This window comes from Methanolobus sp. ZRKC5 (assembly GCF_038446525.1).
Lineage (GTDB): Archaea > Halobacteriota > Methanosarcinia > Methanosarcinales > Methanosarcinaceae > Methanolobus.
This window is the reverse complement of sequence record NZ_CP151792.1, coordinates 2,248,803-2,260,472: the sequence shown is the minus strand read 5'-3', so window position 1 is coordinate 2,260,472 and position 11,670 is coordinate 2,248,803. Positions and strand designations below refer to the sequence as shown.

Below are 11,670 nucleotides of genomic sequence, written 5' to 3'. Positions count from 1 at the left end.
TACATGCGATCGAATATCTGATAATGAGTAATTTTTTTGAATCCATTTTTAGCACTAGTTATAGTAGCGATAATCAGAAGGCAAGTACATATATATTTATATTGCATATAAATATAGTATGCTATTTAAGCCTTCATTAAAAGAAGTGCTACAAACAGCGTTTTAAAAATGTCTGTTCTCTTTATATGCAAATTCTGTTTTTCAAGAATACTCTAAATTATTCTAAAAATAAAAACAAGCGGATGGTAAACTAAACCACCCCCTATACAATTACTTGATATTGCTTATAATGACTTTTATCATTAAAAACCAAAGAACTGTGATACTTTCAGCACCACATTTGCAACGGTGTATTTGACAGTATTTACAAGGCCTACAGGCTCGATAACTATCTCCCCATTGTCCTTTGCGGCAATGAACTCAGCCAATGGATCTGACGATTTGAGAATGCTTCTTATTGTAGCTTCATTTGCACCTACGATCATTGTTGCATCAAACTCTTCGTCTTCATCAACCTCTTCAAAGGTAGTGATGTAACCGTCTTCGGTGATTGCTTTTATAAATATTTCATCACCGTCGTCAGTGACTATTGCCAGTTCGATAACCTCATTTCCCAGAAGGGATTTAAGGTAAGAAGGCAGGTATTCGGCATTCACATTATATTCGTCGACCTTATTGTTGAGGTCATCAACTATGTCGGCACTTGCTACTGGCATCATCATCGCCAGCAACAACATCAATATGATTAGTATTTTTTTCATCCACTCACTCTCCATTTGGAATTCTTGTTTTTATTACAAAGAACTCTTTAATCATATATATGGTGTTAATTATAGTTATGCTTTTTCGCATCTGTAGAAAAATAAACAAGATTACATAATATTTAATTCATAACGCCGTTTTGGAATTCTTATTCTAAAGCAGAAATCAAAATTAGTGAATGATTCCCCAAATAGTGTCAGATCATATAAACAAAGCCAGAAACAAACTCAAAAAGGATGGTCAGCTGAACCATCCTCTTGTCCGAATGCAAACTTTCACAAGCATGAGCATAACAGGCACTTCAATAAGAACACCCACAACAGTTGCAAGAGCAGCGCCTGATGACAGCCCAAACAGTATCGTAGATGTGGCAATAGCCACCTCAAAATGGTTCGATGCGCCGATCATTGCAGAAGGAGCCGCATCCTGATAACTCAGTTTCAAAAGCTTCGCAAGAATATATCCAAGCGTGAAAATGAACACTGTCTGAATAAAAAGCGGCACTGCAATCCACAGGATTGTCAATGGCTGTGACAGTATTGTTTCTCCCTTGAAACTGAAGAGCAGTATCAGCGTAACAAGAAGAGCAGTAATAGTGACCGGTGTCAGCAGATGGACAAAACTCGTATCGAACCATTCCTTACCCTTCATGCGGATTATCAGTTTTCTGGAAACATACCCCGCCGCCAGTGGAAGTGCTACGTATATCCCTATGGACAGAGCCAACGCCTGCCAGGGTACAGGAAGCCTTCCAACTCCAAGCAGGAAACCTCCGAGAGGACCATAAAGAAAAAGCATAGCAAGGGAATTTATAGCAACCATCACAAGTGTGTGGCAGTCATTTCCACGAGCCAAATATCCCCATACAAGAACCATTGCAGTACACGGTGCTATTCCCAGAAGGATACAACCTGCAAGATAACTTCTCCACAATGGCACCTCCAACATCTTGATACCATCCTGCAAAACAACAGTTCCTTCACCATAACTCGCACCTACAGGAAGATCAAGTCCAAAAGGCATCTTCACAAGGTCTGTTGCTTCCGGACCAATGAAGCCGAGGAACAGTGTACCCAAAAAGAAAAGGGATATGAGATACATTGTAAACGGCTTGATAGCCCAGTTAATGAAAAGTGTAAGCCCTACAGGCTTTAGATTCTGTCCGGCCTTGAGCACCTCACCGAAATCGATCTTCACCATGATAGGATACATCATGAAGAACAGGCAAATTGCAATTGGGATCGAAACCACTGGTGCTTCATCCACATATATTGACAAACTATCAAGATAGAGTGCAATGCCCGGTGCAAACCTCCCAAGCAGAATTCCCCCGATGATACAGAGAATTACCCACACAGGAAGGTACTTTTCAAAGAAAGCAAGGCCTTGCGGCTCTTTAGTTATGCATGCTTTTGTAGCCATAGAACTGATCCCCACAGATGTTCTTTTTATGATGCCATGAATATGAAACAGGCACGTTTAGTATTTTGACCCCAAAACATTCCCTATTCAGAAATGTTTTTCAAATACATTCAAAATAACGAGCTTAGAATTTATAAGGATTGTTCTAACGGTAAACTGATAAAAAAGAAAGGATGTTTCCACCTTATCTGGAAATGATCAATCAGACATTCACCTTGTAGATGGTCTGTCAAAGAAGATATTTTTCCCCTTTACACTCAAAGGAATCGCCATTGCAACATCCGCATCGATCATATCAAAGTAACATGCAGCAGCACCTGCCGAGTACAGCACTCTGTTATCGATACACAGGTCTTTTGCCTTTGACACCGCAGACCCCACAGCAATACCGAGGTCCATGTATTTGATCATACAATGCGGACCTGTGAACTCTACCTTGACTTTTTTCTGCTCAAGCATTTCTTTGCATGTCTTAAATCCACATGCACCACAGTTAAGTGAGCTAACACCAGACGACTTCAGACCAATAAGGAGTAATGAATCAGCATCCCTGATATTCTTGGCATCACGTATCAGGAACTTCATATCCTTTATGTCACTGAGCTCTTCCATTTTGTCAGCCAGTTGCATTCTATCAGCATCATCCAGCAGGAAGGTCACAATATCATCGACACCTTTGCCCTTGGGTGCGGTCCTTGCAGCTACAAGGATTGTTTTTGCAAGCGATTCAATTACCTCGAGTTCAGGATTTTGTTTCATAAGAAAAGAAAATGTTTCAATGATATTTATTCATTGAGATGAAAATAGTGCAAAGGGCAGGAATAAATATTCCTGCCACGAAAATATGCCAATTAAATGTCCAGAGTTATCAAATTCGGTTTATCATGGACCTCGAAACTGATCTTTTCAAAAGAAAGACCTTCCTTTTTCAGATTTGACTGTATGCATTCATCCACAATTTTCACAAGTTCTTCCTTCGGGACCTTTGTCACAGCACTGAGGAACTTCAGATGCTCTTCACCACCATCACCCTTCTCATCAAGTATCTCAACTACCGGCTCACCTTCAGAAGATGTCAGGCTGCCCTTGACAAGACCTTCCTTGAACTTGAAACTTATCTTCACATGCCCTATGAACTCAGGATTGATTTGTTTTACTTTATCCTTGATATCCATTAAAAGATGTACCAGCATTGTTGTGACCTTATCACTGTGCATAGCTTCTGAAGTGATCGAATATTCACCTGCATAAGCTCCAACACCTGAAGCCTCAATGGAGTTCATATCCTCACGATCTTGATGTATCTCACTTTCACCTGTCAGCAGGTCCATGAATCTCTCGAATTTCTCATCTGCGTTCTTTGCTGAGAATTCAACAACAATTGCATCAGGGTTTATTCCAAGGACCATCTGAGTTGCAGTTGCAATACCTTCACTGTCCACAAGGTCTATCTTATTGATACAAACTATCTCAGATTCCTTGATCTGGCTCTCAATGAACCTTGGTATCTGCTTCCATTCAACACCAAACCTGCTGGCATCAACAATAGAAACCACCGGAGCAAATGAGACCTCACCCAGGTCCATAAGTTCGATATGCTCCTTTATCTGAAGAGGGAAAGCGATTCCCGTCGGTTCGATAATGACGACATCCGGCTCATAATCCTCAATGAGGTTCTGCAGGGTGAGCTCCATACTGATCTTAAGGGAACAGCAAATGCAACCACTGGTCAGCTCTTTTGTAACAAGACCACTGCTTGATATCGTTTCACCGTCTACCCCAACGTCACCGACCTCATTGACAATTATAGCTATTTTGTGCCCTTTACCGATCAAATGTTTAGCAAGATTTCGCAGAGTAGTTGTTTTTCCGCTTCCAAGAAAACCACCTATGATTATCACTTTCATTTTTTCACCATCATTAGCACATAAGAGAATAACGAGCATAGAACACACTCGTTAGTAGAATATACTGTAATTAGATAATACCTAATTTTAATACTGAAAGCTTTTACAAAATAAATATCCATTGACAGGAAATTAGAATGAGGACTTATTGCTGCAATGGAAGGCGAATATGGATAATTGTCCCTTTTCCATCCTCACTTGTAACGTGTATATCGCCGCTGTGATCCTCAATGATCTTCTTACAGATATACAGACCAAGTCCCGTACCACCATATCTTCTCCTTACAGAGGAATCAACCTGATAGAAGCGTTCGAAAAGATTAGGGATCTTGTCTTCGGGAATACCAATCCCTGTATCCTCCACCTCCAAATACAGAGAATCAGCTGATGCGTGTGCAGAGATAGTGATCTTGCCGTCCTGTGGCGTGAATTTAATAGCATTGTCTACCAAATTGACAAAAACATCCATCATCTTATCGTGGTCAGCAGTTATGACCGGCAGGTTGTCAGGAATATCCTTTATAAGTTTGATCTTTTTACCCTCAGCCTGAAGTGCAAGATCCTGTATCGAATTATCGATAACATCCATTATATTTACGTTCTCAAACGAATAACTCAGCTTGCCGGACTGTGCCCTGCTAAGATACAACAGGGAATCCACGAGCCTGCGCAGACGCTCGGAGTTCCTTATAACAGTATCAACCGCTTTTTTCTGTTGCTCGTTCACAGAACCAAGTGTCTGATCTGCTATCAACTGGCTGTATCCTTGGATCGAAGTAAGTGGCGTTTTGAACTCATGACTTACATTGGAGAGGAAATCATCCTTCATTCTGTCAAGAGACGTCAGTTCTTCATTAGCATCTGAAAGTTCAGCGTTTGCTTTTGAAAGTTCAGCATTGACCTTAGATATCTCATCGGCATTTTCCCGAAGAGTATCCTCAGCTCTTTTACGTTGTATGAGCCTCCACATACCTTCCATGAACAATGTCAATTGCCTGAGATCGGACTTGTTATATTCTTCTTCCTTATTTCCAACACCTGCAGCACCTACGATTTTCTTGCCATCGAATATGGGGATGTTCATATAGCGTTTTAAAATGATATGACCTTCAGGATAACCATGCTTCAGCGGGGTGGGAGCTTCAAAATCATTGATAATGATAGCTTTTTTCTGCCTGATCGATTCTCCCCACAAGCCTGTGCTTTCAAGAGGATACTCAAGCTTCTTTCCCTTGACCTTGCATTCCTTCATTATATTCTTTGACCAGGAATACACGATAAGAATAGTGCCTTCTTCATTCAGGAAAGCAAGATAACCAATCTTACTCTGGGTAAGCCGGACAGCTTCTTCCTGCACAAAATCAGCTATTTCCTTAAGAGAAGTATCATTCAGCTGGTTAATTTTCAAAAGGGCTTCAAGTCTGGATTCGTCGAGACGTAATGCCTCCTCTGCCTTTTTACGTACAGAGATATCTCCAAAGATACCGATGCCTCCAAGGAAAGTACCATCATCTGCAACATTAGGACTGTAATCAGCCTTGAGGTAAACATCCTTACCACTAATTACTGTACGATATTTCCCCTCAAAATGACCATTTTTCCTGGAGAGAGCATCATTTATGGCTTTTTTCATCATCTTGTCACTGATCTGTTTGACCATGTTAAAACCGATGATCTCTTCCTTACTTTGTAGACCTATTATCTGCAGGTATTTCTCATTGCAGTGAGTTAAGATTCCTTCAGCATTGAAATGGAATATTCCAAGAGGAGAATTTTCAAATATAAGACGATATTTCTTCTCAGCCTCAAGAACAGCATCTTCTGCCTTTTTACGTTCAGATATATCCTCAAATACTCCAATACCACCAAGAAAAGTACCATCTTCTGCGATGTTTGGACTGTAATCAGCCTTAATGTAAATAGTTACATCAGTTGAAACTGTGTGATATTCACCTTCGAAGTGTCCGACCTTTCTTGAGAGAACATCATCCACAGCCTTTTTCATCTTTGGATCTACAATGGACTCAACCAGATCAAAACCTATGATATTCTCTCTCCTCCCAAGACCCATTATTTCCAGGAATTTCCTGTTGCAATGACTGATAACACCGTTTTTATCAAAATTGAATATTCCCAGAGGACTATTCTCAAAGATCATACGATATTTCTTCTCGGCTTCGATTATCGCTTCTTCTGCATTTTTACGGTCGGTGATGTCTATGACAATTCCCTGATAATAGGCAGGCTCACCGTCTTCATCCCTGATAAGGAACGATCTCTCTGTAACCCATCGTAGATTACCGGATTTTGTGAGCAGGCGATATTCCTTAGAAAAATACATCTTTCCTGATATCTCAAGTTGTGCAACATCATTGCGTACAGAATCAAGATCATCAGGATGGACCATATCCGTATATACAAAGTTGCCGGAAGTCAATTCTTCAGGAATATACCCAAACTGTGCAATGTTCTCTGAAACAAACTCTATAGGCCAATTCTCTTTTGCAGCCCAAAGAAAAGCAACTACCGGACTCTTCTTGTAGATATCCCCTTGTCTTTCAGCAGACATGAACTTGCTCTTTAAATTATTCTGGTCTATAGTCTGCTCTGTGGTATTACCAATTGTACCGAGCATCCCTGCATAGTCACCATGTTTATCCCTCAACGGGAACAAAACACCGCTATGATAGATGTACTGGCCATCGGGTTTTACGAAAGGAAATATATCGTAAGTTCGAGAGCGTAGGCTCTTCTTTGTCATATGGAAAATATCAATGAACCTGAGTTCATCAGCCTCAAGTTTCCGGGGCATGAGGGAGATTATTCTTGTGCCAATAACATCTTTCTTGAGCAGACCTGACAGGGACTCCATTCCCATATTCCAGTAAACTATATTGTCATGCTTGTCAATGGCCCAGACACCTGTCCAGACATTCTCTAATATATCATCGGGGAAAATTGCTTCTTTCTGTACGACCTTGCAAGATGAGGAGCTTTGAAGCAAGGTCCATCTGCCTTTCTGTTTTATGATGCTACCATCATGCATACCGATTATCTCGATTATCTCAGACCTTGTACGGGCTTCAAGTAAAAATGCGAACAAGCCGACGATACCTTTCGTTTTTATAAGGCCCATTGCCTTTTTTTCGTATTCAACGAACCTTTCCCATGCATCCTCGCCGACAATGGTGAACTTATCAACTACCCTCAGGCCATCATAACCTTCATCTATTGCAATATTGTAGAGTTCTTCCCATTTTTTGATATCCCTTTCAGAAACTGCACCTTCACCGGCAATGTAGCACTCGTTGCAGGAAGTTAGCATCAACTGGCCGTTTTCAAGATACTTGTCTACGTCAATTCCAGCACCTTTTAGCAAATCCTTTGCGTTGTCAGCGTCAAGCTGACCTGAAACTCCCCACAGGCAACATTCATTGTTCCTGAAACCTGCATCTAAGAAAGATGCCACTATATCCACAAACTCTTCAGTGTTCTCATACAGCAGGGAAAAATAACTCCCCTGAGTTATGTCCTCTATGAAATCAATGTCCGAATTGATAGTATGGATGCTGATAATATAACCCCTGTATGACAACTATTAGTGATGAATGATTTCAAAATTACGATAAATAAGAGTATTCAATTCTTATATTTAATTAATTACCTCTAATAACCTGAAAAATGGTTAAACGTGGTTAACCTGCATAATATATCCGGTATATCTTTCCTGCGTTATCATCGCTGACAAATAACGATCCATCATCAGCTACTATCACATCAACCAGCCTGCCACTGATGGTTGCAGCTCCAAGCCATCCTGTTGCAAAATCTGTGAGCTCTCGGGTGTCCATGTCAATACTGACCAGCTTGTACCCGGTCGGTTCCTGTCGGTTCCACGAACCGTGGAAACAAACAAAAAGGTCGCCATGATACTCTTCCGGGAAACTGTCACCATGGTAGAATGTAAGTCCCAATGGTGCTGAGTGTGCCTGCAGGTTCACAAAACTGGGCATTTTCCCAGTTTCATTACAGGGATTGCCAATGTATTCACTATCGTTAAAGTCAGTGTCGTAAATATTCGTACCATAACAGCTTGGCCAGCCATAATCCCCGCCTTCTTTTATGAGATTTATCTCATCAGGAGGAAGGTCATCCCCTAGCCAGTCTCTTCCGTTCTCAGTGGCATATAATTCCCCGGTTAGCGGATGAAATGCCATTCCCACTGAATTGCGAAGTCCCTTTGCAAATACCGAGAGATTATTTCCATCAAGCTCACTCTTTGATATGGCAGCCCTCATTTTGTTGGACTCATAGCAGACATTGCATGAAGAACCTACACTCAGGTAGAGTTCACCTTCATGGATTTTCACGGTCCTTGTATAATGACCGCCCGTGGGAAGAGCATCAATTATAATTTCCAGACTATCTTCATCAGCAACAAGGTCACCGTCATCATCCCTTACCCTGATGACCCTGCTCTCCTGCGCTATGTAGAACCAGCCGTCATAGTAGTCTATTCCATGAGGATGATCAAGGTCTGATATGAACACATCAACCTCATCAGCAACATTGTCACCATTTCGATCTGGAAGTACAGCTATAAGGCCCTTGTTTGGTATGGATACGAAAAGCAGACCATCCTTGATCATCATCATACGGGGACCAGGAGACGGTCCTCCGAATGATAGCAGGGTGCTACCCAGGTCATCGGCATATACATCAATGACAAAACCAGGTGGCAGGGTTATGCCTTCAACTCCTGAACCTGTCACGGTAGGTCGCACACCGAGATAGTTAGCCGAAAATATCACAAGGAAAATCATCACTACGAAAAGAACAGCTATCCACCACACTCTCAAACCTGATAACAATCGTGACATAAGCAACCCCTGTTAATTGTTGGAGCTGGAAGGATAAAAGGATTTGGGGATTTGCAACGAAGCAATTGAAAATATCAATAACGGCTCTGAATAAATATAATTCTCATTTTAACCATTCTATATGATTGCATGTAGCTATATTACCCGAACAAAAATTGCTTCAACTTTCGTTTTACATAATGATCAAATATTATTTTACGCCATCATATATAAATCACATAAAAGAACAAAAAGAAAGATAAAAGTGGTTAAATTATTTTAGCTAGGTATAGATATCACCCAACTTTCAAAGCATTTAATGTCCGACTGCAAAAGTAAATCTTCACTTAGACAAAGTCTGAGAATTAAAGGTGAATCTTAAGTGATTTTATGAAAAAAACACCCGCCTTCCAAAAAAGATCAAATGAAAAACCGGGCGATATCGAGACACTTGAACTTGCAGATGTCATTGATTCTGCAGAAATCCAATCATTAATGGATGATTTTTATCGATTGACCAATATTGGTGTTGGCATCATTGATCTTAATGGAAATGTATTGGTCACCACCGGATGGCAGGAAATTTGTACTAAGTTCCATAGAGTTAATCCTCAAACCTGCAAACATTGCATAGAAAGCGACACGGAACTATCTAAAGGAGTGGCCTCTGGAACATTCAAATATTACCATTGTAAGAATAATATGTGGGACATTGCAACTCCCATCATAATTGAAGGAGTTCATCTAGGCAACCTTTTTCTGGGACAATTCTTCTTTGACGACGAAGAAATACCATATGACACATTCAGGCTTCAAGCACAGAAATATGGTTTCAATGAAGAAGAATACATCGTTGCACTTGAGAAAGTACCTCGCTGGAATAAAGAAACAGTCAATACAGTGATGTCATTCTATTCTAAATTGACACATCTGATATCAATAGTAAGTTATAGCAATATTGAACTTGCCAGAACCCTTGACGAGAGAGAAATAACCATTCAATTACTTAATCTTTTTAGCACACATAATGATTTGTCTGAACTTATTCACTCTGTGACCGAATTGCTAAATAAGTGGTCCGGCTGCGAAGCTGTTGGAATCAGGATAAGAGAAGGCGAGGATTACCCATATTACCAAACAATGGGCTTCTCTGAAAGTTTTGTGAATTCTGAAAATTCACTTTGTACAAAAGATATTAACGGACAGATAATCCGGGATGAACTTGGCAATCCTGTTCTTGAGTGCATGTGCGGAAATATTATTAACGGACGTTTTAACCCGATGATGCCATTCTTTACCGACAAAGGCAGTTTCTGGACAAATTCGACCACCGAACTACTAAAAAGTACGAACGAATCAGATAGAATGATACGTACACGTAACCGTTGCAATGGCGAAGGTTATGAGTCCGTTGCTTTGATCCCTCTTAGGACACATGGACAAAATCTTGGGCTTATACAGCTCAATGATTCCAGGAAAGGATTATTCACTGCAGAAAAAATAGCTTTTTTTGAACGTCTGGCAGACAATATCGCACTGGCACTGTCACAGTTACAGACAAATAGGAAGTTACAGGAAAGCGAGAACAGAATTAAAAGTATCTTCAAAGCAGCACCCATAGGCATAGGTGTCGTAACTGACCGCATAATCACAGACGTTAATACACTTGTATGTAAAATGTCAGGATATAGTGCTAAAGAGCTTATTGGGACCAGTTCCCGAATATTCTACCCAACTCAGGAAGAGTATGAGTATGTAGGGAAGGTGAAATACCGATTTATAAGTGAAAACGGCACCGGTACCGTGGAAACAAAATGGAAGAGGAAAGATGGTTCCATAATAGACATACTGTTATCTTCAACACCAATAGATACTTCTGACCTGTCAAAAAGTGTTACTTTCACTGCACTGGATATAACCGAACGTAAAAAAGCAGAAGAGGCTTTACTGTATTCAAAGGTCGTTTCAGATGATACGAACCGTATCAAGAGCGAATTCATGAAAAATGTATCCCATGAACTCAGGACACCTCTTACATCAGTAATCGGATTTTCAGATATTTTGCTGGAACAGGATTCTGAAGGATTAAGTGATGCACAAAAAAACTATGTTGGATATATCCACAACAGCGGACAAAATCTTCTGGGACTGATAAATAAAATACTGGATTTTTCGAAATATGAAATTGAAGATATGGATGCAATTGATCTTAAAAAAATATCATTGAACATACTAATTAACGAAATCATGATGTTGCTGTACCAAAAGTCCTCAAAAAAGAATATTAACATTTATTTAAAACAAGAAGGAGCATTCGAGACATTATACGCTGATGAAGACAAACTGACGCAGATAATACATAATCTTCTGGACAATGCTGTTAAGTTCACAAATGAGGGAGGTTCGATAACTATTGAGACGAGAAAACATGACCAAATGCTTCAGATCTCTGTAACTGATACAGGAATTGGAATTGAAAAAGATAATATAGAGAACATATTCAAACCCTTTGTCCAGATAGATGGTTCAATCGCCCGGAAATATGACGGTACAGGAATAGGTTTGGCACTGACTGAAAAATTGGTGAAGCTTCACAGTGGCAGCATATGGGTCGACAGTGAACCAGGCAAGGGAAGCAATTTCACATTTGAGATACCGATCAATCCAAAAGAAAATTAATGATCGATTCTCAATCAACTTCAATAATTTAGATTATTTTC

7 protein-coding genes are annotated in these 11,670 nt (G+C 40.2%); 1 reads left to right on the top strand and 6 read right to left on the bottom strand.

The annotated features are described in order from the left end of the window. Nucleotides 1-302 precede the first annotated feature (302 nt). The 6 genes from WN948_RS11065 to WN948_RS11040 form a co-directional block, all read right to left on the bottom strand. Nucleotides 303-761: a hypothetical protein gene (locus WN948_RS11065; protein ID WP_342304267.1), complete on the bottom strand. Its 459-nt coding sequence runs from the start codon at nucleotides 759-761 to the stop codon at nucleotides 303-305. A gap of 241 nt (nucleotides 762-1,002) precedes the next feature. Next, nucleotides 1,003-2,184 (bottom strand): ACR3 family arsenite efflux transporter, encoded by a 1,182-nt coding sequence (gene arsB, locus WN948_RS11060; RefSeq protein WP_342304266.1) that lies wholly within the window; start codon nucleotides 2,182-2,184, stop codon nucleotides 1,003-1,005. Between the two features lie 210 nt (nucleotides 2,185-2,394). Next, the gene (locus WN948_RS11055; RefSeq protein ID WP_342304265.1) at nucleotides 2,395-2,943 is read right to left on the bottom strand and encodes a DUF2148 domain-containing protein; all 549 of its coding nucleotides are present in this window, start codon (nucleotides 2,941-2,943) and stop codon (nucleotides 2,395-2,397) included. Nucleotides 2,944-3,035: 92 nt separating this feature from the next. Beyond that, nucleotides 3,036-4,091: a GTP-binding protein gene (locus WN948_RS11050; protein ID WP_342304264.1), complete on the bottom strand. Its 1,056-nt coding sequence runs from the start codon at nucleotides 4,089-4,091 to the stop codon at nucleotides 3,036-3,038. Nucleotides 4,092-4,236: 145 nt separating this feature from the next. Further along, nucleotides 4,237-7,686, bottom strand: coding sequence for a PAS domain S-box protein (locus tag WN948_RS11045; RefSeq protein WP_342304263.1), 3,450 nt, complete (start codon nucleotides 7,684-7,686; stop codon nucleotides 4,237-4,239). A gap of 100 nt (nucleotides 7,687-7,786) precedes the next feature. Further along, a complete protein-coding gene (locus tag WN948_RS11040; RefSeq protein ID WP_342304262.1) occupies nucleotides 7,787-8,971 on the bottom strand; it encodes a PQQ-dependent sugar dehydrogenase in 1,185 nt (394 codons plus the stop codon). Between the two features lie 369 nt (nucleotides 8,972-9,340). Between WN948_RS11040 and WN948_RS11035 the strand changes: the two genes are divergently transcribed. Further along, nucleotides 9,341-11,629, top strand: a complete 2,289-nt coding sequence (locus WN948_RS11035; protein ID WP_342304261.1) for a PocR ligand-binding domain-containing protein — start codon at nucleotides 9,341-9,343, stop codon at nucleotides 11,627-11,629. Nucleotides 11,630-11,670: the final 41 nt, after the last annotated feature.

Excerpts from the sequence above, each read along its gene's own strand:
- WN948_RS11050 (WP_342304264.1), bottom strand. The coding sequence starts at position 4,091 with ATGAAAGTGATAATCATAGGTGGTTTTCTTGGAAGCGGAAAAACAACT.
- arsB (WP_342304266.1), bottom strand. The coding sequence starts at position 2,184 with ATGGCTACAAAAGCATGCATAACTAAAGAGCCGCAAGGCCTTGCTTTC.
- WN948_RS11065 (WP_342304267.1), bottom strand. The coding sequence starts at position 761 with ATGAAAAAAATACTAATCATATTGATGTTGTTGCTGGCGATGATGATG.
- WN948_RS11040 (WP_342304262.1), bottom strand. The coding sequence starts at position 8,971 with ATGTCACGATTGTTATCAGGTTTGAGAGTGTGGTGGATAGCTGTTCTT.
- WN948_RS11055 (WP_342304265.1), bottom strand. The coding sequence starts at position 2,943 with ATGAAACAAAATCCTGAACTCGAGGTAATTGAATCGCTTGCAAAAACA.
- WN948_RS11035 (WP_342304261.1), top strand. The coding sequence starts at position 9,341 with ATGAAAAAAACACCCGCCTTCCAAAAAAGATCAAATGAAAAACCGGGC.